Source organism: Nocardioides sp. (genome assembly GCF_047607365.1).
Classification (GTDB): Bacteria; Actinomycetota; Actinomycetes; order Propionibacteriales; family Nocardioidaceae; genus Nocardioides.
Genome location: NZ_JASGDD010000150.1, coordinates 1 through 21,404 on the forward strand (window position 1 = coordinate 1; position 21,404 = coordinate 21,404).

Sequence of the window (21,404 nt, forward strand, 5' to 3'; positions counted from 1 at the left end):
CGCCGCGGGCGGTGCGCAACGGCCGGGGGCCGATCGCCTCGCTCTTCCTCGCGCTGGCCCGCGGCATCGCCGCGATCTGGCTCGCCGTCGCCCAGGGCATCGGCACGCTCGCCCGCAGCATCGGCTACACCGCGCGCGACCTCGAGCCCGAGCACCGCCGCGACGGCCTGGGCCTGTCCATCCTCGGCGCCGCCGTGGTCGTCGCCGCGGCCGTCTGGTTCGGCATCGAGGGCGGCGTGCTCGGCTTCGTCCGCACCCTCGTCACCGGCTCGGTCGGCAAGGTCGGCTGGCTCGTCCCGCTCGCGCTCGTCTACGTCGCCGTCCGCACCATGCGCGACCCGGTCGGCACCGGCCCCGCGGGCCGTCAGGTCATCGGCTGGTCGGCGCTCGGCCTGGGCGTGCTCGGCATCGTGCACATCGCCAACGGCAACCCGCAGCCCGAGAACGGCAACGCCGCGGCGCTCCAGGATGCCGGGGGAGCCGTGGGCTACGTCGTGGCCGCGCTGCTGCTGGACCTCCTGCGCACGGCGTACGTCGTCGTGCCGCTGCTCCTGCTGGTGGCCTTCTTCGGCATCCTGGTCATCACCGCGACGCCGCTCTACGAGGTGCCGGTCAAGCTCGGACACCTGCGCGACCGGCTGCTCGGCCCGCGCGACGGCGCGGACCGCGACGACGACGCGACCGAGCCACACGACCCCATCAGCGACCTCGGCGACTCCTTCATCGACCCCGACATGGGTCCCGACGCCTACGAGACCCCCGTCGTGGAGGAGGAGCCGAGGCGCCGCCGCAAGCGCGAGCCGAAGCTCACCATCGACGACCTCTTCGCCGAGGACCCGTTCGTGGACCCGCTCGACGCTCTCGTCGAGCCCGAGACGGACGTGATCGAGGAGCCGGCGCCCGCGCCGTTCATCGACCCCGACCCGACCGCCAAGCGCCGCAGGCCGATCGCGATGGGGGAGCAGCTGCCGCTCTCGGGCGACGTCGTCTACACGCTGCCCGAGGAGTCGGTGCTCAAGGAGGGCTCGCCGCACAAGGCGCGCTCCAAGGCCTCCGACGCGGTCGTGATGCGACTGCAGACCGTGCTCGACGACTTCTCGATCGACGCCTCGGTCACGGGCTACACCCGTGGCCCGACGGTCACCCGCTACGAGGTCGAGCTCGGCCAGGGCGTCAAGGTCGAGAAGATCCTCGGCGTCCAGAAGAACATCGCCTACGCCGTGGCCAGCGAGGACGTCCGCATCCTCAGCCCGATCCCCGGCAAGTCCGCCGTCGGCGTCGAGATCCCCAACATCGACAAGGAGATCGTGACGCTCGGCGACGTGCTGCGCTCGAGCACCGCGCGCGGCGACCACCACCCGATGATCGCCGGACTCGGCAAGGACGTGGAGGGCGGCTTCGTCGTCGCGAACCTCGCGAAGATGCCCCACCTGCTCGTCGCCGGCGCCACCGGCGCGGGCAAGTCGTCGTTCGTGAACTCGATGATCACCTCGATCCTGATGCGCTCCACGCCCGACGAGGTCCGCATGGTGATGGTCGACCCCAAGCGGGTCGAGCTCACCGCCTACGAGGGCATCCCACACCTCATCACGCCGATCATCACCAACCCCAAGAAGGCCGCCGAGGCCCTGCAGTGGGTGGTGCGCGAGATGGATCAGCGGTACGACGACCTCGCCAACTTCGGCTTCAAGCACATCGACGACTTCAACAAGGCCGTCCGCGCGGGCAAGGTGGAGGTGCCGCTCGGCAGCGAGCGCACCCTCGAGCCCTACCCCTACCTGCTCGTCATCGTCGACGAGCTCGCCGACCTGATGATGGTCGCTCCGCGCGACGTCGAGGACTCGGTCGTCCGGATCACCCAGCTCGCCCGTGCCGCAGGCATCCACCTCGTGCTCGCCACCCAGCGGCCGTCGGTGGACGTCGTCACCGGCCTGATCAAGGCCAACGTGCCGTCGCGGCTCGCCTTCGCGACCTCCTCCCTCGCGGACAGCCGGGTCATCCTCGACCAGCCGGGCGCGGAGAAGCTCGTCGGCCAGGGTGACGCGCTCTTCCTCCCCATGGGCTCCTCGAAGCCGATCCGCGTCCAGGGCTCCTGGGTGTCGGAGGCCGAGATCAAGGCCGTGGTGAAGTCGTGCAAGGCGCAGCTCGAGCCGTCGTACCGCGAGGACGTGACGGCCCCCGCCGGCGGCAGCAAGGAGCTCGACGACGACATCGGCGACGACCTCGACCTGGTGCTCCAGGCGATCGAGCTCGTCGTCACCTCGCAGTTCGGCTCGACGAGCATGCTGCAGCGCAAGCTGCGGGTCGGCTTCGCCAAGGCCGGCCGCCTGATGGACATCATGGAGTCGCGCGGGGTCGTCGGGCCCTCCGAGGGCTCCAAGGCACGTGACGTGCTCGTCAAGCCCGACGAGCTCGAGGCCGTTCTCTTCACGATCCAGGGGGAGTGATGGAGCAGATCGAAGTCAGCAGGAACGGCCGGCTCAGCGCCGTCGTCGGCGTCGTCGCGGGGGCGCTCGCGCTCGCCTTCCTCGTCCGCCTCGGCGGCGGTCTCGACCTCGCGCTCGGGCTGGTCCTGCTGCTCATCGCGGCCGGGCAGCTCTGGTCCGCCTGGGACGCCCGCGTGCCGCTGCTGCTCGCCGACGAGCAGGGCGTCCGGCTGCGGCTGGGCCGCGACTGGATCGGGCTGCCCTGGAGCGGCCTGGAGGAGGTCGAGCACCTCCCGCGGACGAGCTGGCTGCGCGACGGCCGCCTGGTGCTGCTGCCCTCCGACGAGGACGCCCTCGTCGCTGGTCTCGAGCCCGGCGCGCGCCGCCACGCCCGGCTCACCGAGCGGCTCTACGGCGCCCCGTTCGTGCTGCCGCTCGGCCTCACCACGCGGATGACTCCCGCCGGGGGCTCGCTCTCCGCGCGCCTGGCCGACCTCTCGGCCGGCACCACCTCGATCGTGGAGATCGACCCCTCCTTCGGCGACGGCGCTCCCGACGGGCCGTCCGACAGCCCGTCCGGCAGTGCGACGGACGGTCCGGGCGACGGCGTGACGGGCCCGGCGGCCGAGTCCGAGATGGAGACCACCGCCGAGCGGCCGCGGCCGCTCCTCACGCCCGAGCGCGACACCGTGACGGCCACCGTGGGCGCCAATGCGCTGGCGCTGGACGCCGGCGAGGGCTCGGTCCGCGACGAGCTCCCGGAGGCGGGGGAGCTGCGGCACGCCTTCGACCCCTTCGACGGCGAGTGGGCCGGCTCCGCGTCGGCCGTCGACGAGGACGGCGTCCCCGAGGAGGCCGAGCCGGTCGTCCCGGTGATCGGGCCCGTCCTGGTGAGCGCGCGGGAGAACCTCGGTCTCTCGGTCGACCAGCTCTCCCAGCGCACCCGGATCCGCTCCCACGTCATCGCCAGCATCGAGCGCGACGACTTCGCCGCCTGCGGCGGCGACTTCTACGCCCGCGGCCACCTCCGCACCCTCGCCCGCGTCCTCGGCATGGACGTGCAGCCCCTCCTCGCCGAGTACGACGAGCTGTACGCCGACGCGCCCATCGAGCCGTCCCGGGTCTTCGAGAGCGACCTCACCGGCCTGACCGGCTCGACCGGCGGCGCGCTGCGCCGCTCCGGCCCGAACTGGTCGGTCCTCGTCGCCGCCGTGATGTCCGTCGTGCTGCTCTGGTCGGTCGCGCGGCTCGTCTTCGACGGCGCCTCGCCGGACCCGACGCCGTCGATCGGCCTCTCCAGCGGCTCGTCCGGCACCTCCAACCCCTACGGCAAGCTCGCCGCGGCCGTCCCGGTGGTCCTGACCGCCGCGGGCGGCGGCGCCGAGGTGGTCGTCCGCGACGCCGGCGGCAACGTCGTCTACACCGGGAGCCTCGCCTTCGGCGAGTCGACCACGGTCCAGGTGTCGCCGCCGGTCCGCGTCCAGTCCTCCGACGGCTCCCTGACCGTCGCGGTGGACGGAGCCAAGGCGAGCGCGGTCGGCGAAACGGGAGTTGAGGGCCAGCGGATCTACGCTGGCCCGCATGACTGACCGGGTTGACGTCGCCTCCGGTGGACTGTCCGTCGCGATGGTCACCCTCGGGTGCACCCGCAATGAGGTCGACTCCGAGGAGCTCGCCGGCCGCCTGGCGGCCGGTGGCTTCACCCTCGTCGCCGACCCGGCGGAGGCCGACACGGTCGTGGTCAACACCTGCGGCTTCGTCGAGCAGGCCAAGAAGGATTCCGTCGACACTCTCCTCGAGGCCGCGGACCTGAAGGCCTCGGCCAACCAGGGAGGCCGCGCCCAGGCCGTCGTCGCGGTCGGCTGCATGGCCGAGCGCTACGGCAAGGAGCTGGCCGACTCGCTGCCCGAGGCCGACGCCGTGCTCGGCTTCGACGACTACCCCGACATCGCCGCCAAGCTGACCGCCATCGTCAACGGCGAGGCGCACCATCCGCACACGCCGCAGGACCGTCGGCTCCTGCTCCCGATCAGCCCTGTGGAGCGCGACGCCTCGACGGTGTCGACGCCGGGCTTCGACGACCTGCGCGCCCGGCTGAGCGACGAGCCGTGGGCGCCGCTCAAGCTCGCCAGCGGCTGCGACCGGCGCTGCACCTTCTGCGCCATCCCCGCGTTCCGCGGCTCCTTCGTCTCCCGCCGGCCCTCCGACGTGCTGCACGAGGCGCAGTGGCTCGCCGCGCAGGGCGTGAAGGAGCTCTTCCTCGTGAGCGAGAACTCGACGTCGTACGGGAAGGACCTGGGGGACCTGCGGCTGCTGGAGACCCTGCTGCCCGAGCTGGCGGCGGTGGAGGGCGTCGAGCGGGTCCGCGTCTCCTACCTCCAGCCCGCCGAGACCCGGCCCGGCCTGCTCCGGGCGATCGCGACGACGCCCGGCGTCGTGCCCTACTTCGACCTCTCCTTCCAGCACGCGAGCAACGCGGTGCTGCGGCGGATGAGGCGCTTCGGCGACCCGGAGTCCTTCCTCTCACTGCTCGGCGACGTGCGCGCCCTCGCCCCGACGGCCGGTGTGCGCTCCAACGTCATCGTCGGCTTCCCGGGGGAGACCGAGGAGGACCTCGAGATCCTCTGCGACTTCCTCACCGACGCGCGGCTCGACGTCACCGGCGTCTTCGGGTACTCCGACGAGGACGGCACCGAGGCCGCCGGCTTCGCCGACGAGCTGAAGCTGGACGAGGACGAGATCCTCGCGCGCACGGCGCACGTCCAGGCCCTCGTCGAGGAGCTCAACGCGCAGCGCGCGGAGGAGCGGATCGGGGAGTACGTCGAGATCCTGGTCGAGAGCACGGGGTCGGTCGAGGACGGCGTTGCCGCGGTAACGGGCCGGGCGGCGCATCAGGGTCCCGAGGTCGACGGCACCACGACCGTCGTCGGCACCCCCGAGGCCCGCGCCGTCGACGCCCGCCCCGGCGACATCGTCCGCGCCGTCGTCGTCGGCACCGAGGGCGTCGACCTGGTCGCCCGTCTCGTGAGCTGACCCGATGAGCAGGGTCGCCGAGCGCGCACGCGCCGAGCAGGCGGTGATCGCCACGCTCGTCGTCGCCGTGCTGCTCCTCGGCCGCCCGGTGCTGGCTCCGGCCCTCGACAGCGAGGCCCTGCGCACGTGGGCGACGATGTTCATCGCGATCGCCACGCAGTCGATGCCCTTCCTCGTCGGCGGGGTGCTGCTCTCGGCGGCGATCTCCACCCTCGTCTCCGAGCGGATGCTCGAGCGCGTCGTCCCGCGCGACCCGCGGCTCGCGGTGCCTGCCGCCGGACTGGCCGGCGTCTGCCTCCCGGGATGCGAGTGCGCCGCGGTCCCCGTCGCGAACGGCCTCATGCGCCAGGGCGTCGCGCCCGCTGCCGCGCTGACCTTCCTGCTCGCCGCCCCCGCGGTCAATCCCGCCGTGATCGCGTCCACCGCCGTCGCGTTCTCGGGAAGGCCCGAGATGGTGCTCGCGCGCTTCCTCGCCTCGCTCGCGACCGCGGTCGTGGTCGGTTGGGTGTGGCTCGCCCGCGGCCGCGAGGTGCCGATCACCGTCGCCCCGAACCCCACCCACGGCACCGGGTGGAGCCAGTACCTCGGCACGGTGCGCCACGACTTCCTGCACTCGGTCGGCTTCGTGATGATCGGCGCCATGATCGCCGCCGCGATCAACACCCTCGTCCCCCGCTCTATCGTCGACTCGGTCGGGGGCCACCTGGTCGCCTCCGTTCTCGCGATGGCGCTCTTCGCCTTCGTGGTGGCGCTCTGCTCGGAGTCCGACGCGTTCGTCGCCGCGAGCCTGACCGCGTTCTCCGACACCGCGAAGCTGGTGTTCCTCGTGGTGGGGCCGGCGATGGACGTCAAGCTCGCCGCCCAGGAGGCGGGCCAGTTCGGGATGGCGTTCGCGGCCCGGTTCGTCCCGCTCGTCCTCGGCTGTGCCGTGGTGTGCGCCTGCCTCGCGGGGTGGTGGCTGCTGTGAACCGCGAGACGCAGAGCATCGCGCTCGGGTTCGCCGGCGCCGTGCTGGTCCGGCTGAGCCTCTCGACGGAGTATCTCCGCTTCGTACGCGCCTGGATGCGCTGGCCGATCCTCGCCTGCGGCCTCCTCCTGATCGTCCTGGCGCTCCAGCCGATCCTCCAGCAGTGGCGTACGACGGGCCGGCGACGCCCCGCGGGACACGACGACCACGACCACGACCACGGCGGGCACGTTCACGGGCGCACCTGGACGACGTGGATGCTCTTCGTTCCCGGGCTGATCGTCTTCCTCGTGGCGCCCCCGCCGCTGGGCGCCTACCTCGCCGAGCGCGGAGCCTCCAGCGCGGTCACCGTCCCGGCCGGCACGACCTTCCCACCGCTGGCCGAGGGGGATCCCGTCGACGTCGCGCTCGACGAGTTCCAGTGGCGCGCGGTGACCGACGGCGGCGCCTCGGTGAAGGACCGCGAGGTGCGGCTCACCGGATTCGTCAGCACCGACGACGCCGGCCACTGGTTCGTCACGGTCATCTCCATCCGGTGCTGCGCGGCCGACGCCGTCATCAACCGGGTCGAGGTCGACGGGCTGGAGGCGCCGCCACGCGACCAGTGGGTCGCCGTGACCGGGACGCTCGGCCCCAGCAGCAGGTCCGAGGTCACGCTCGCGGGAACCTCGCTCGAACGGGTCCCCGAGCCCGAGGAGACCTACCGGTGAGGCGCCCGGCCCTCCTGGTCGGGCTCCTGGCCGTCATCGGGCTCCTGGTGGCGACGACCGGCCTCGACACCGGGAGCGACGGCTCCGGCGACACGGGGCTGCCCTCGACAGCCGTCACGGCCACCGCGTCTCCCGGACCCGTCGAGGCGGCCACCTTCTGCGCCTCCTACGCCAAGGTCGCCGACGCCTACTCGGAGGTGATGAGCGCCGGGAGCGACGACGCGATCGACCGCCTGCGCCGCGCGGCGATCGGCTTCGTCTCCGTCGGCACGCCGCCGGGCATGAGCACGATGCAGGACGCGGGGAGGCTGTGGTGGATCCGCGACCTGCTCAAGCAGTACGCCCCGCAGCCGACGCCCTCACCCGACTCGGCCGACCTGGTCCAGGCGCAGTCGTCGGCCTTCAGCGGCTTCCTGACGACCGAGTGCCCCGGCTACTGACCGGCCCGCCGCCGCTGGGACATGCCCTAGGGTGCACGCGTGAAGCACCTGCCCAACCTGCTGACCTCGCTGCGCATCCTGCTCGTCCCCTTCTACGGCTGGGCGCTGCTGGCCGAGGGCGGCGACAACGGCTGGCTGAGGCTCCTGGCCTGGGGCGTCTTCTTCGTCGCCATGGTGACCGACAAGGTCGACGGCGACCTCGCCCGCAAGTACGGCGTGGTGAGCAGCTTCGGCAAGATCGCCGACCCGATCGCCGACAAGCTGCTCACCGGGATGGCCTTCGTCGGCCTCTCGATCCTCGGGGACATCTGGTGGTGGGTGACGATCGTGGTCCTCGTCCGGGAGTGGCTGGTCACCGTCGTGCGGCTCGTCGTGGCGTCGAAGGTGGTGCTCGCCGCCGACCAGCTCGGCAAGTGGAAGACGACCATCCAGGGCCTGGCGCTCGGGGGGCTGACGCTCCCGCTGCGCGACCCCGACGCGACGCCGTTCTGGCACGGAGTCGGCGAGGTCTTCTACTACGCCTTCCAGCTCTGCCTGGTCGCGGCCGTGGTGCTCACGCTGGTCTCCGGCTACCAGTTCTTCGCGGATCTCAGGCGCAAGACCGCGCGTGCCTAGCGCCCCCACAGCGGGCACCCAGGTACCCGTGTCCGTTCTGTAACGTTCGTTGCACAAGATGTAACACGCGTTTCACCGGATCCCTGACACACCCTGAGAAATCCCTGATGTACTACCCCCTATCTGGGGAGGTGTCTGTCTGGACCCTCCCTGCGCGTTGTGTCGCATCTACCGGGGAGTCCTGTTCGTATGTCCGTTTCACGCCGTCTCATCGGCTCAGTCCTCGGGGCGACACTCGCCCTCGCGGGAGTCCAGCTCTTCAACGTCCCCGCGGCGCACGCGGCGAACGGCGACCACGTCGTCATCAACGAGGTCTACGGAGGCGGCGGCAACAGCGGCGCGACGTACAAGAACGACTTCATCGAGCTCTACAACCCGACCAGCAGCGCGGTCAGCCTCGACGGCTGGAGCGTGCAGTACACCTCGGCGGCGGGCACCAGCATCACCGCGACCAACAACACCGCGCTGACCGGAACCATCCCGGCCAACGGCTACTACCTGATCCAGGAGGCCGCCGGGTCCGCCGGCACGGCCGACCTGCCGACTCCCGACGCGACCGGCTCGGCCGCGCTGAGCGGCACCGCCGGCAAGCTCTTCCTGGTCAAGAGCACCACGGCGCTGACGTCCACGCAGCTCGCGGCGGGCGCCGTGACCTCCGGGACCGGCACCTGGGCCAGCGTCGCCGACATGGTCGGCTTCGGCTCGACGGCGAACCAGTTCGAGGGCGCCGGACCCACGCCGGCCCCCAGCAACACCACCTCGGTCTCCCGCAACGCGGCCCACGACGACAACGAGGTCAACGCCACCGACTTCACCGCGGGCACGCTCTCCCCGACCAACAAGCTGAACAACGTCGCCGCCCTGGCCGTGACCACGCCGGCGGACCAGACCGCGTACCAGGGCTCGGCGTACAGCCTCCAGATCAGTGCCACCGGCGGTTCGGGCACCAAGAGCTACGCGCTCGCCTCCGGCACGCTTCCGGCCGGCCTCTCGCTCGGCGCCGGCACCGGCATCATCAGCGGCACGCCGACGACCCTGGGCACCTCGTCCGGTCTCGCGGTCACGGTCACCGACGACAGCGGCTCGGTCACGACCGGCACGTTCTCCATCACCGTCAGCGCGCCGCTCTCCGCCGGCGACGTCAGCGGCGTGGTGATCAGCGAGGTCTGGGGCGACGGCGGCTACACGGGCGCCCCGTTCAAGAACAGCTTCGTCGAGCTCTACAACACCAACGACACCGCGGTGTCGCTGACCGGCACCTCCCTGGCGTACATGGCCGCCTCGAGCGCGACCACGCCGACGGCCGGCGCCACCTCCCAGTCCAACATCTCGGGCACCATCCCGGCCCACGGCTACTTCCTGATCTCGGGATCGGCCAGCTCCACGGGCGCCGGCACCGCGCTGCCGACCGCCGACGCCACCTCCTCCCTCGCGTGGCACTACGCGGACGGGACGATCGCGCTGCTCGACACCCAGGCCGCGGTCTCGCTCCCGGTCGGTGACCTCAGCAGCGTCGACCACGTGGTCGACGCCCTCGGCTACGGTCCCTCCGGCTCCTACAACGCGATCGCCTACGAGGGCGCGCAGACCGGCTTCGCGACCAGCCTGAACAGCTCGGCCGCCCGCACCCCCGTGGACTCCGACACCAACAACAACGCCACCGACTTCGCGGAGAGCAGCCCGCCGACGCCGACCAACTCGGCCGGCACCACCGGCACCGCCACCACCACGACCGCGACCTGCGACACCACGCTGGCGGCGCCGGGCTCGATCGCCGACGTCCAGGGCTCGACCGGCACGTCGCCGTACAACGGCTGCACGGTCACCGTCCAGGGGGTCGTCACCGGCGTCTACACCAAGAGCTACAGCTCGGCCGGCGCGCTCACCTGCGGCCTGTGCGGCTTCTACATCCAGACCGCCGGGTCGGGCGGCGCCACGGACGCGACCCCGGGCAAGTCGGACGCGATCTTCGTCTACGGCGGCTCCTCGTTCAGCGGCCTCGACTCGAACGGCGACACCATCGCGGTGGGCGACTCGGTGAGCGCCAACGGCAAGATCAGCGAGTACAACTCGGTCTCCACGGCGGCCGAGACGCTCACCGAGCTCAACGCGACGACGAGCTCCAGCACGAAGTACACGACGACCGTGACGAAGGTGTCCTCGCTCGGCGGCATCACCTTCCAGACCACGCTGCCCGCGACGTACGCGGACCGCGAGGCCCACGAGGGCGAGGCGTTCGCGCCGACCGACGTCGTGATCACCGACACCTACCAGTACGAGACCGACGGCGAGCTCGGCGTCGCGACCGGCGACAAGCCGCTCATCCAGTCGACCGAGAAGTGCGGCGACAACGTCGCCGAGAACTCGTCGATCGCGGTCGGCTCCGACGACGCCGCCTGCCTCACGACGTACGACACGGACACCGTGAACCGCGGCTACTTCCTCGGCGCCGGCACGAGCACGATGTACACCACGTCCTCGACGCACTACAAGCCGTACGCCAGCAAGAACAGCGACATCCCGCTGCCGTTCATGGACGCCACCACCAGCGCTCGCGTGGGTGCGCACGTCCAGCTCCCGGCCGGACACGCGGTCATCCTCGACTACCGCCACGACATGTCCGCCTCGAGCAGCACCAGCGGCGCGGGCAAGTGGTACCTCCAGCCGGAGCGCTCCGTCAGCGCGACGGGCTGCTCCACCGCGGCCCCGCACACGGGCTGCACGGTGGACCTCGGCACCGACGTGATCGGCTTCGAGAACACCCGCACCAAGAACGCGGCTCCGGCCGACGTGACGGGCGGCAACAGCGACGCGCTGAAGATCGCGACCTACAACGTCGAGAACTTCTTCACCGAGACCGGTGAGGCCTTCGCCGCCAACAACCCCGGCCTGAAGACCAGCCCGATCACCGGCGAGACCCCGGACCAGACGGGCAACGCGGCCGACGGAACGCAGTCGGACACCACGCCCGGCTGCCAGTACGACTACGACCGAGCCGGCAACCGGGTCCTGACCTACCAGTGCGTCTCGGCCTCCGGCCAGGCCAACGCGTGGGACACCGTCTCCGGCGCCGTCACCGGCTACACGGCCGGTCTGGCCAACGCGCCGCGCGGCGCCGCGCGGGCCGAGGACCAGGCCCGGCAGACCGAGAAGATCGTCACCGCGATCAACGGCCTGGACGCGGACATCGTCTCCCTCGAGGAGCTCGAGAACCCGAACAAGCTCAAGCGCGGCATCAAGACCGACCCGCTCCACCCGCTCGTCGGCTCCGCCGACACCAGCGAGCTCAAGGACCAGGGCCAGGGCACCAACATCGCCTGGCGCGACGAGACCATCAGCTACCTGGTGGACAAGCTCAACGCCGACCTCGTCGCCGACGGCGGCACCGCGAAGTGGGCCTTCGTCGCCTCGCCGGAGGAGGCCACCGACGCCACCTCCGTCGTGCACCTCTGCTCGATCACCCGCGCGGACGGCAGCGCCATCGTCGGCAACGACGCGTCGCGAGCCACGTCGAGCTGCTCCTACGCGTCGATGCAGGACGTGATCCGTCCCGGCTTCATCTACGACAAGACGAAGATCGTCCCCGTCGGGCAGTCGGACATCGACTTCCCGGGCTACACCGTCAACGGCACGTCGGACCCCTACGGCAACTACGTCTTCAAGGACTCCGACGGCAACGCCACCAGCTCGCCGTTCGACAACGCCCGTGAGCCGCTCGCGCAGTACTTCAAGCGGATCGGCGACCCGAACTCCAACGGCTTCGCCGTCGTCGTCAACCACTTCAAGTCGAAGGGCAACGACAGCACCAGCGGCGTGAGCCAGGCCAAGACCAGCCCGACGACCGGGAAGTACAACGAGAACTACAGCGACGCCCGGGTCGGCGCCAACAACGGCAACCGGGTGGCGCAGGCCCAGGAGGCGCTCCGCTTCGCGACCGCGTTCGCGAAGAAGTGGGGCACCGACAAGGTCTTCCTCATGGGTGACTTCAACGCCTACACGGGCGAGGACCCGGTCAAGGCCGTGCTGACCAGCGACGCCAACAAGGTGGAGAACGGCGGCCTCGGGTTCACCCTCAAGGAGTCCGACGACCCGAACGACCTCACCTACAGCTTCTCGACGAAGATTGCGGTGCCCACCGGGGACACCGTCTCCTACGGCGCCGCCGGGTCGATCGACCACGTCTTCGTGAGCGCCGGCCTCAGCACGCACATCACCGGCACGGACGTGTGGGAGATCAACGCGAACGAGACCGACGCCTACGACTACGGGCGCTACAACTCCAACGCCACGCAGTTCTTCGACGGGACCGTGCCGTTCCGCGGCTCGGACCACAACCCGGAGATCATCGGGTTCACGCTCGACGCGGTCGCGAACGAGGACAAGGTCGGCGACGTCCAGCTCCTCGGCGTGAACGACTTCCACGGTCGCCTGCTCGCCGACTCCTCCGACGGCGGCGCCGCGCCGCTCGCCGGGGCGGTCAAGTCGCTGCGGTCGATCTACGGCGAGGACAGCACCATCTTCGCCTCGGCCGGTGACAACGTGGGCGCCTCGGTCTTCGAGTCGTTCACCCAGCAGGACAAGCCGGCTCTCGACGCCCTCAACGACATGGGCCTCGACGTCAGCTCGGTCGGAAACCACGAGTACGACAAGGGCTGGAAGGACCTGGTCGACCGGATCCAGAAGGCCTACGACGCCGACACCAACCCGTACGGCGCCGACGGCGGCCTCAGCTGGGGCGACTACCTCGCGGCCAACGTGATCTACTCCACCGATCCCGACGGCGACGGCCCGCTGAAGGCCGGCGACAACGTCACCCCGGGGACCAAGACGATCGAGGTCACCAACCCGCTCACCGGGAACAAGGTGAAGGTCGGCTTCGTCGGCACGGTCACCTCGGACCTGGTGTCGCTGCAGAGCCCGGCCAACCTCGACGGCGTCGCCGTCCTCGACAACGAGGCGACCGTCGCGAAGGTCAACGAGCTCGCCACGCAGCTCAAGAGCGACGGTGCGGCCCTCGTCGTGCTGCTCACCCACGAGGGCGCGGCGACGACCGACTGCTCGACGATCCCGTCGGCCGGCACGGCCTTCTCCACGATCGTCAACGGCGTCAACGACGACGTCGACGCGATCCTCTCCGGCCACACCCACCTGGAGTACAGCTGCTCCTACGCGGTGGACGGCTGGAGCGGCAAGGCGATCACGAAGCGTCCGGTCATGCAGGCCGGCTCCTACGGCATGGCGCTCGACCAGCTCGTCTACTCCTTCGACTCCAGCGACGAGCCGGTCACGGTCGTGGCCAACAACGTGGGGGTGAAGGGTGCCGTCGGCACCAACTTCAACTACCCGCAGGACGCGGACGTGAAGGCGATCGTCGACCAGGCCAAGGCGGCGTCCGAGGAGATCGGCGCGACCGTCCTCGGCAAGATGAGCGGCCCGCTCTACCGGTCCAAGCTCGCCGACAACACCGACAACCGCGGTGGCGAGTCGACCCTGGGCAACCAGGTCGCCGAGATCCAGCGCTGGGCCACGGCCGACTCGCAGCACGGTTCGGCGGAGATCGCCTTCATGAACCCGGGCGGCCTCCGGGCCGACGCCGCCGGCACGAAGAACGGCGACGCCTACGACCTCACCTACCGTGAGGCCGCCGACGTCCAGCCCTTCGCCAACGAGCTGGTCAACATGAAGCTCACGGGTGCCCAGATCAAGAAGGTGCTCGAGGAGCAGTGGCAGCGCGACGTGAACGGGAACATCCCGGCCCGTCCGTTCCTCAAGCTCGGCATCAGCAAGGGCTTCACCTACACCTACACCGAGGCGCAGGACCCGGCGAAGCCGACCGGTGCCACGCTGGGCACGGTGACCGCGATGTGGCTCAACGGCGAGCCGATCGACCTGAACACGACGTACTCGGTGACGGTCAACTCCTTCCTCGCCACCGGTGGCGACAACTTCTGGGAGCTCGCCAACGGCGCCGACCCGGAGGACACGGAGCTGTCCGACCTCGAGGCGCAGGTCGCCTACATGGCGCAGTACGAGACCGACCCGATGCAGGTGGACTACAGCCAGCGCGCCGTCCGGGCGACGCTGACCGCGGACACCGACGACACGCCCAACGTGTACGAGGCCGGCGACTCCGTCACCGTCAACCTCGCGTCCCTCGACCTGAACACGGCCAACGTCGACACGGTCAGCAAGAAGGACGACACGCTGACGGTGAGCCTCGGCTCGACCGTGCTCGCCTCCGGTGTGGCCGTCACGCACGACGGCAACGGCACCCAGCCGTACGACTACTACGGCTCGGCCTCGTTCACGGTCACGCTTCCGGCCGGCGCCGAGGGCGTCCTCCGGGTGACCGGCGACACCACGGGCACCGAGGTGCTCATCCCGCTCGGCCTGCCCACCCCGGAGTCGACGACGACGGCGGAGGACCAGACGGCCACCTACGGCGCGGCAGGCACCCTCGTGGCCACCGTGTCCGGTGACAGCCCGTCCGGGTCGGTGACGTTCAGCGAGGGCTCCACCACCATCGGAACGGCGACGATCGGCTCCGGCGGCGTGGCGACGCTCTCCCTCCCCGAGGTCACCCTCGGCGCGGGAACGCACACCATCAAGGCCACGTACGCCGGCAACGCGCTGCTCGGCGGCTCGGAGACGACCTTCGGCCTCACGGTCGCCAAGGCCGCCACCAACGTCGGCGCCTCGGACGCCAGCGTCGCGCAGGGCTCCACCGCGTCGATCACGGCCAACGTCGCCTCCGGCGCGACGGCGAAGCCGGACGGCACGGTCACCCTGAGCGAGGGCTCCACCGTCCTCGCGACGGGGACGCTGGCGGACGGCGCGGTCACCCTGAGCGTCGCCACCGGCGAGCTGGCCCTGGGCAGCCACACCCTGACGGTCACCTACGGAGGCGGCGACAACTTCGCCGGCTCCACGGGATCGGCGACCCTCACGGTCACCGACCCGTCGGTCAAGGCCGACAGCACCGTCACGGCGGGCGCGCAGACGGCGACGTACGGCGCCGCCGGCACCCTCACGGCGTCGGTGAGCGGAGGCTCCTCGACGGCGACCGGCACGGTGACGTTCAGCGAGGGTGCCGCCACCCTCGGCACCGCGACCCTGTCGGGCGGCACGGCGACGCTCTCCCTGAGCGTGGTCAGCCTCTCGGCCGGCACCCACACGATCGTGGCGGCGTACTCCGGCGACGACGCGCTGAACTCCTCCTCGGCGTCGTTCACCCTGACCGTCTCGGCGGCGGTGACGCAGGTCGCCGCCTCGGACGCGACGGCCACCTCCGGCCAGGCGGCGACCTTCCCGGTCACCGTGAGCGCCGGCGGTCCGTTCAAGCCGACGGGTGCGGTCACGCTCACGCTCAACGGCGCGGTCCTCGCCAGCGGGGTCCTCTCCGACGGCGCGGCCTCGCTGAGCGCGGCCACGAGCGGCCTGGCGGCCGGTGACTACCTGGTCACCGTCACCTACGCCGGGGACGGCAACTTCGCCACGAGCAGCACGGTCGCCACGCTCCACGTCACGGCGCCGGCCGTGGGCACGCCGGGGAACCCGGCTCCCGTGGTCGGGGCCAGCGTCCCGGCGAAGATCAAGGCGAAGACGAAGAAGCTGACGGTGACCTTCACCGCCAAGGGCGCGTCCTCGACCGTGATCAACGGCAAGGTCACCGTCTACGACGGCAAGAAGAAGATCGGGACCTTCACCGTGACCAAGGGCAAGGCCGTGATCAAGCTGAAGAAGAAGCTGAAGAAGGGCAAGCACAAGCTCAAGCTCGTGCTGACCGCCTCGGCGACGTCCAAGGCCGCGACGTTCACCAAGGTCGTCAAGGTCAAGTGACGCCCGCCTAGGATCAGCGGCATGACGAGCGCCGCACGCCTGCACGATTCGCTGCGGGCGTGCGGCGCGAGTCTCTCCACGGCCGAGTCGCTCACCGGTGGCCGGCTGGCCAAGCTGCTGACCGACGTCCCCGGCTCCTCACAGACGTACGCCGGGGGAGCGGTGACCTACTGGACGGCCCTCAAGGTGGACCTCCTCGGCGTTCCCGCGGAGCTGGTCGAGGAGCACGGCGTGGTCTCGGCGGAGTGCGCCGGCGCCATGGCCGCCGGCATCCGGTCGGCCACCGGGACGACGTACGGGCTCGCCACCACCGGCGTGGCCGGCCCGGACACGCAGGAGGGCAAGCCGGTGGGCACGGTCTTCGTCGGCGTCGCCGGGCCGGACGGAACGCGGGCGACTCGTCTCAGTCTCACCGGTGGGCGCGCCGCTATCCAGGACGCGGCCTGCGCCGCCGCGCTCCGGCTGCTGCTTGATCGGCTCCCGGAATAACCGGGTGGGGTCCCCGGCGTTGAACCGGTCTCAGGTAGGTTGGACAGCAAGCTCGCGAAGGGTCATGAAGGAGGTGTGCGCCCGTGGTGCTGTTTCGGCGCATGTTGGGTGACGTGTTGCGTGCCCAGCGCGTGGAGCGCGGGATGACGCTGCGCGCGCTCTCGGCCGACGCGCGGGTCTCGCTGGGCTACATCTCCGAGATCGAGCGGGGCCAGAAGGAGGCGTCCTCCGAGCTGCTCGCGTCGCTCTGCCAGGCCCTCGACGTCCCGCTCTCGCAGGTGCTGCGCGAGGTCTCCGCCGCGGTCGCGGTCGAGGAGCTCGCGCTCGGCGGCGGAGTCGTCGCCTCCGCCGCCTGATCCCGGGCTCGCGCTGGTGAGGCACACCGAGCTCTGGGCCCGGCTCGAGTCCGTGCTGGGCACGGGCTACTACGAGGTGTGGGCCGATCGGTATGTGATGGCCGAGCTCGGCTCCCGCACCGCGCGCCAGGCGCTCGACGCGGGGTACTCGCCGAAGGAGGTCTGGGCCGCCGCCTGGACCGCCCTCGACCTGCCCGCGACACTCCGATAGAGATCCTTTGATCGAACATCTGTTCGGTCTACTCTGCTTTTGTCCGTGGTCGCCTCTAGCGTCCACTCCTGATGACGACGAAGAAGCAGATGGCCAAGACAGACAAGACCAAGGGAGTGACCATCATGGCTGGTGGAGACCGCGAGAAGGCGCTGGACGCCGCGCTCGCCAACATCGAGAAGCAGTTCGGCAAGGGCTCGGTCATGCGACTGGGCGACGAGACCCGCGCGCCGCTGGAGGTGATCCCGACCGGCTCGATCGCGCTCGACGTGGCGCTGGGCATCGGCGGGCTCCCGCGCGGCCGGGTCGTGGAGATCTACGGCCCCGAGTCCTCGGGAAAGACGACGGTCGCGCTGCACGCCGTGGCCAGCGCCCAGCGCGCCGGCGGCATCGTCGCGTTCGTCGACGCCGAGCACGCGCTCGACCCGGAGTACGCGAAGGCTCTCGGCGTCGACACCGACGCGCTGCTCGTCTCCCAGCCCGACTCCGGTGAGCAGGCGCTCGAGATCGCCGACATGCTGATCCGCTCGGGCGCGCTGTCCCTCATCGTCATCGACTCCGTCGCGGCGCTGGTGCCGCGGGCGGAGATCGAGGGCGAGATGGGCGACTCCCACGTCGGCCTCCAGGCGCGGCTGATGAGCCAGGCGCTGCGCAAGATGACCGGCGCGCTCAACAACTCCGGCACGACCGCGATCTTCATCAACCAGCTGCGCGAGAAGATCGGCGTGATGTTCGGCTCGCCCGAGACCACGACCGGCGGCCGGGCGCTGAAGTTCTACTCCTCGGTCCGCCTCGACGTCCGTCGCATCGAGACGCTCAAGGACGGCACCGACATGGTCGGCAACCGCACCCGCGTCAAGGTCGTGAAGAACAAGGTGGCCCCGCCGTTCAAGCAGGCCGAGTTCGACATCATGTACGGCAAGGGCATCTCCAAGGAGGGCTCGCTCATCGACGTGGGCGTCGAGGCCGGGCTCATCCGCAAGGCCGGCGCCTGGTTCACCTACGAGGGCGACCAGCTCGGTCAGGGCAAGGAGAACGCCCGCAACTTCCTGCGCGACAACCCCGACCTCGCAGCCGAGCTGGAGCGCAAGATCCTCGAGAAGCTCGGCGTCGCCGGCGACGTCGACGTCCCCGACGACCTGTCGGAGCTGTCCGACCAGCCCATCGGCGTCGATGACTTCTGAGTCCAGATCCACCGAGTGGGCGGGGGACGTCCGGCTCGGGGTCGACGCGTGGGTCGCGGGGTCCACGCCTCCGGCCGACCCACGCGTCGATCCTGAGCCGGATCCCGAGTCGGTGGCGCGCACGATCCTGCTCGACCAGCTGACCGGACGGGCGCGCAGTCGCAAGGAGCTGGCGGACAAGCTCGCCGCCCGCAACGTCCCGGGCGAGATCGCGACCCGCCTCCTCGACCGCTTCGAGGAGGTCGGGCTCGTCGACGACGCCGCGTTCGCCCGGATGTGGGCCGACGGCCGTCAGGCCTCCAAGGGCCTGGCGCGCCGTGCCATCGCCCAGGAGCTGCGCCGCAAGGGCGTGGACGACGAGGTGGTCCGTACGGCTCTGGACGAGCTCGACCCGGCCGCCGAGGAGGACGCGGCCCGCGAGCTGATCCGGAGGCGACTGCGCTCGATGTCGCGCCTCGACGAGGCGACCAGGACGCGGCGCCTGCTCGGGGTGCTGGGCCGCAAGGGCTATTCGGGCGAGCTCGCCCTGCGACTGATCCGCGAATCACTAGACTCCGACGGGTGAGCGAGTCGTCCGAGCGTGAAGTCCTGACCTACGAGCTGTTCGGCACCGCCGTGCGGGAGATCGGCCAGCAGGTGGTCGACTCCGGCTACGAGCCCGACATCGTCCTGGCGATCGCCCGCGGCGGGCTCGGCCTGGGGATGGGCCTGGGCTACGCGCTCGACGTGAAGAACCTCTCGGCGGTCAACGTCGAGTTCTACACCGGGGTGGGGGAGACGCTCGAGGTCCCGATCATGCTCCCGCCGACCCCGCAGGCGGTGGACCTGACCGGCATGAAGGTGCTCGTCACCGACGACGTGGCCGACACCGGCAAGACCCTCGAGGTCGTCTACGAGTTCCTCCAGGGCCACGTCGCCGAGGTGCGGACCGCGGTGATCTACGAGAAGCCGTGGACGGTGATCCACCCCGACTACGTCTGGCGGCGGGTCGACCGATGGATCGACTTCCCCTGGTCCTCGACCCCGCCGCTGGTGAACCGCCACGGCGGCCTGGCGCACTGAGGGCGCGGCGATGAGTGAGGAGAGCCTGGCCGAGGCGCTCCGCGTCCCGCCGGGGCCGGTCGACCTGTCCGCCTGGGACCCGGCGGCGACACCGGCCATCTCAGGCGACAAGAGCGACGGCGAGGAGAGGCTGGCCGCGCTGGGCCCCGACCTGCTCGACCTCGCCACCCGCGTGATGGCCAGCAAGGAGTCCGAGCGGCCACGACGGCTGCTGCTGGTCCTCCAGGGCATGGACACCTCCGGCAAGGGCGGCGTCCTCAAGCACACGGTCGCCCTCATGGACCCGGTCGGGCTGCGGGTGACGTCCTTCAAGGCGCCGACCGAGGAGGAGCGCTCGCACGACTTCCTCTGGCGGATCGAGCGGGCGGTCCCGCCGCTCGGGTTCATCGGGGTCTTCGACCGCTCGCACTACGAGGACGTCCTGATCCAGCGGGTGCGGCACTTCGCCGACGACGCCGAGATCGAGCGTCGCTACGGTGCCATCAACGACTTCGAGAGGCGGCTGGTGGACGAGGGCACGGTGGTGCTCAAGTGCATGCTGCACATCTCGCCCGAGGCGCAGAAGGAGCGGCTCCTGGCCAGGCTGGACGACCCGGCCAAGCACTGGAAGTACAACCCCGGCGACGTCGACGAGCGGCAGCTGTGGGCGGACTACCGGCGCGCGTACGAGATCGCGCTGGAGCGGTGCAACACCGAGCACGCCCCCTGGTTCATCGTGCCGAGCGACAGGAAGTGGTATCGCAATCTGGCGATCGCGCGGCTCCTGCGCGAGCACCTCGAGGACATGGGGCTGGGCTGGCCGACGCCGGCCGGCCTCGACCTCGAGGCGGAGAGGCGGCGACTGGCGGAGGACACCGTCTCGTGACACTCGAGACCGTCCGGGTGACCCGCTACGTCACGCCGTTGCGCGAGGGCGGCAGCCTGCCCGGCGTCGTCGAGGGCGAGGATCTCGGCACGTGGGTGTGCAAGTTCCGGGGCGCCGGGCAGGGTCCGCGGGTGCTGGTGGCGGAGGTGATCGTGGCCGGGCTCGCCCGGGCCCTCGACATCGCCACGCCGGCCCAGTGCGTGCTCGACCTGGACCCGGCGATCGCCCGCTACGAGGCCGACGAGGAGGTCCAGGACCTGCTCAACGCCAGCACGGGGGCCAACCTCGGCATCGACTTCCTGCCCGGCTCCTTCGGGTTCGACGCGACCACGGAGATCGACGCAGGCCTCGCCGGCCGGATCCTCTGGCTCGACGCCTTCGCAGCCAACGTCGACCGCAGCTGGCGCAACCCCAACATGCTGGTCTGGAACGCCGCCGTCGAGGTGATCGACCACGGCGCCAGCCTCTACTTCCACCACTCGTGGCCCGGCGGCGCCGGGGATCCGCAGCGGTTCGCCCGGCAGGCCTACGACACGGCCGAGCACATCCTGGGCGGCTCGGCCGATGTCGCCCGCGCCGAGGACGGCTCCCTCGCGGCACGGCTCACCGACGACGCACTGGCGGCCATCGTCGCCGACGTGCCCGAGGCGTGGCTCGACGACTATCCGTGGGCGGAGGGCCCGGACGAGGTCCGGGAGCGCTACGTCGCCTTCCTGCGCGCACGGCGGGACGGCGTGGAGGGGGAGCGGCCATGGCTGCCCTGACGCCCTACCAGTACGTCGTGCTGCGCTGCGTCCCCCGCGTCGAGCGCGAGGAGTTCCTCAACGTCGGGGTCGTCCTCTACTGCCCCGACGTCCACTTCCTGCGCTCCGCCTCGCGTCTCGACGAGCCGCGGCTGCGGGCGCTGGCCCCCGACCTCGACCTCGGCTCCGTCCGGGCGGCCCTCGCCGCCGTGGAGCTCGTCTGCTCCGGGGAGGCGCACGCCGGGCTCGGGGTGGGCACCCGCGCGACGGCGTACGGCGACCGGGTGCTGGCCGACGGCGAGAGCGCCCGCTTCGGCCTGCTCAAGGCGCCCCGCAGCACGGTGCTCCAGCCCGGCCCGGTGCACGGCGGCATGACCGCCGACCCCGCCGGGGAGATCCAGCGCCTGCTCGATCACCTGGTGAGCTAGCGAGTGGGGCCTCCCCTCAGGGCGAGTGGGGGCGAG

17 protein-coding genes are annotated in these 21,404 nt (G+C 71.1%); all 17 read left to right on the forward strand.

The features are described from left to right. The first annotated feature begins 53 nt into the window (after positions 1-53). The 17 genes from QM572_RS11770 (at position 54) to QM572_RS11850 (ending at position 21,368) form a co-directional block, all read left to right on the forward strand. Positions 54-2,447 carry a DNA translocase FtsK gene (locus QM572_RS11770; protein WP_415093313.1) on the forward strand — a complete coding sequence of 798 codons (2,394 nt, stop codon included), beginning with the start codon at positions 54-56 and terminating at the stop codon, positions 2,445-2,447. After that, positions 2,447-4,015 (forward strand): helix-turn-helix domain-containing protein, encoded by a 1,569-nt coding sequence (locus QM572_RS11775; protein WP_415093285.1) that lies wholly within the window; start codon positions 2,447-2,449, stop codon positions 4,013-4,015. The genes QM572_RS11770 and QM572_RS11775 overlap by 1 nt, the downstream gene beginning before the upstream one ends. 25 nt (positions 4,016-4,040) lie before the next feature. Then, entirely contained in the window at positions 4,041-5,459 is a 1,419-nt protein-coding gene (gene rimO, locus QM572_RS11780) for a 30S ribosomal protein S12 methylthiotransferase RimO (RefSeq protein ID WP_415093315.1), read from the forward strand. A gap of 4 nt (positions 5,460-5,463) precedes the next feature. Continuing rightward, on the forward strand, positions 5,464-6,426 hold the full coding sequence (locus QM572_RS11785; protein ID WP_415093287.1) for a permease: 963 nt from the start codon (positions 5,464-5,466) through the stop codon (positions 6,424-6,426). After that, positions 6,423-7,136 (forward strand): TIGR03943 family putative permease subunit, encoded by a 714-nt coding sequence (locus QM572_RS11790; RefSeq protein ID WP_415093289.1) that lies wholly within the window; start codon positions 6,423-6,425, stop codon positions 7,134-7,136. The genes QM572_RS11785 and QM572_RS11790 overlap by 4 nt, the downstream gene beginning before the upstream one ends. Next, the gene (locus tag QM572_RS11795) at positions 7,133-7,576 is read left to right on the forward strand and encodes a hypothetical protein (RefSeq protein ID WP_415093291.1); all 444 of its coding nucleotides are present in this window, start codon (positions 7,133-7,135) and stop codon (positions 7,574-7,576) included. Before QM572_RS11790 ends, QM572_RS11795 begins: the two co-directional genes overlap by 4 nt. A 39-nt stretch (positions 7,577-7,615) precedes the next feature. Then, positions 7,616-8,191: a CDP-diacylglycerol--glycerol-3-phosphate 3-phosphatidyltransferase gene (pgsA, locus tag QM572_RS11800; protein ID WP_415093293.1), complete on the forward strand. Its 576-nt coding sequence runs from the start codon at positions 7,616-7,618 to the stop codon at positions 8,189-8,191. Positions 8,192-8,380: 189 nt separating this feature from the next. Continuing rightward, positions 8,381-16,030 (forward strand): Ig-like domain repeat protein, encoded by a 7,650-nt coding sequence (locus QM572_RS11805; RefSeq protein ID WP_415093295.1) that lies wholly within the window; start codon positions 8,381-8,383, stop codon positions 16,028-16,030. 21 nt (positions 16,031-16,051) lie between these two features. Continuing rightward, positions 16,052-16,519: a CinA family protein gene (locus QM572_RS11810; protein ID WP_415093297.1), complete on the forward strand. Its 468-nt coding sequence runs from the start codon at positions 16,052-16,054 to the stop codon at positions 16,517-16,519. A gap of 83 nt (positions 16,520-16,602) precedes the next feature. After that, complete coding sequence (locus QM572_RS11815) at positions 16,603-16,875, forward strand: helix-turn-helix domain-containing protein (RefSeq protein ID WP_415093299.1); 273 nt, start codon at positions 16,603-16,605, stop codon at positions 16,873-16,875. A 16-nt stretch (positions 16,876-16,891) separates the two neighbouring features. Beyond that, positions 16,892-17,086, forward strand: a complete 195-nt coding sequence (locus tag QM572_RS11820) for a DUF3046 domain-containing protein (RefSeq protein WP_415093301.1) — start codon at positions 16,892-16,894, stop codon at positions 17,084-17,086. Positions 17,087-17,208: 122 nt separating this feature from the next. Further along, on the forward strand, positions 17,209-18,270 hold the full coding sequence (gene recA / locus QM572_RS11825) for a recombinase RecA (RefSeq protein ID WP_415093316.1): 1,062 nt from the start codon (positions 17,209-17,211) through the stop codon (positions 18,268-18,270). Further along, positions 18,260-18,835: a regulatory protein RecX gene (locus tag QM572_RS11830; RefSeq protein WP_415093303.1), complete on the forward strand. Its 576-nt coding sequence runs from the start codon at positions 18,260-18,262 to the stop codon at positions 18,833-18,835. The genes recA and QM572_RS11830 overlap by 11 nt, the downstream gene beginning before the upstream one ends. Next, positions 18,832-19,332, forward strand: coding sequence for a phosphoribosyltransferase (locus tag QM572_RS11835; RefSeq protein WP_415093305.1), 501 nt, complete (start codon positions 18,832-18,834; stop codon positions 19,330-19,332). Before QM572_RS11830 ends, QM572_RS11835 begins: the two co-directional genes overlap by 4 nt. Positions 19,333-19,342: 10 nt before the next feature. Beyond that, the gene (locus QM572_RS11840; RefSeq protein ID WP_415093307.1) at positions 19,343-20,197 is read left to right on the forward strand and encodes a PPK2 family polyphosphate kinase; all 855 of its coding nucleotides are present in this window, start codon (positions 19,343-19,345) and stop codon (positions 20,195-20,197) included. Continuing rightward, on the forward strand, positions 20,194-20,961 hold the full coding sequence (locus QM572_RS11845) for a HipA family kinase (RefSeq protein WP_415093309.1): 768 nt from the start codon (positions 20,194-20,196) through the stop codon (positions 20,959-20,961). The genes QM572_RS11840 and QM572_RS11845 overlap by 4 nt, the downstream gene beginning before the upstream one ends. Next, complete coding sequence (locus QM572_RS11850) at positions 20,949-21,368, forward strand: DUF3037 domain-containing protein (protein ID WP_415093311.1); 420 nt, start codon at positions 20,949-20,951, stop codon at positions 21,366-21,368. Before QM572_RS11845 ends, QM572_RS11850 begins: the two co-directional genes overlap by 13 nt. Positions 21,369-21,404: the final 36 nt, after the last annotated feature.

Coding starts and splice junctions, on each gene's coding strand:
- QM572_RS11775 (WP_415093285.1), top strand. CDS start 2,447: ATGGAGCAGATCGAAGTCAGCAGGAACGGCCGGCTCAGCGCCGTCGTC.
- QM572_RS11785 (WP_415093287.1), top strand. CDS start 5,464: ATGAGCAGGGTCGCCGAGCGCGCACGCGCCGAGCAGGCGGTGATCGCC.
- QM572_RS11805 (WP_415093295.1), top strand. CDS start 8,381: ATGTCCGTTTCACGCCGTCTCATCGGCTCAGTCCTCGGGGCGACACTC.
- QM572_RS11810 (WP_415093297.1), top strand. CDS start 16,052: ATGACGAGCGCCGCACGCCTGCACGATTCGCTGCGGGCGTGCGGCGCG.
- QM572_RS11830 (WP_415093303.1), top strand. CDS start 18,260: ATGACTTCTGAGTCCAGATCCACCGAGTGGGCGGGGGACGTCCGGCTC.
- QM572_RS11840 (WP_415093307.1), top strand. CDS start 19,343: ATGAGTGAGGAGAGCCTGGCCGAGGCGCTCCGCGTCCCGCCGGGGCCG.
- QM572_RS11850 (WP_415093311.1), top strand. CDS start 20,949: ATGGCTGCCCTGACGCCCTACCAGTACGTCGTGCTGCGCTGCGTCCCC.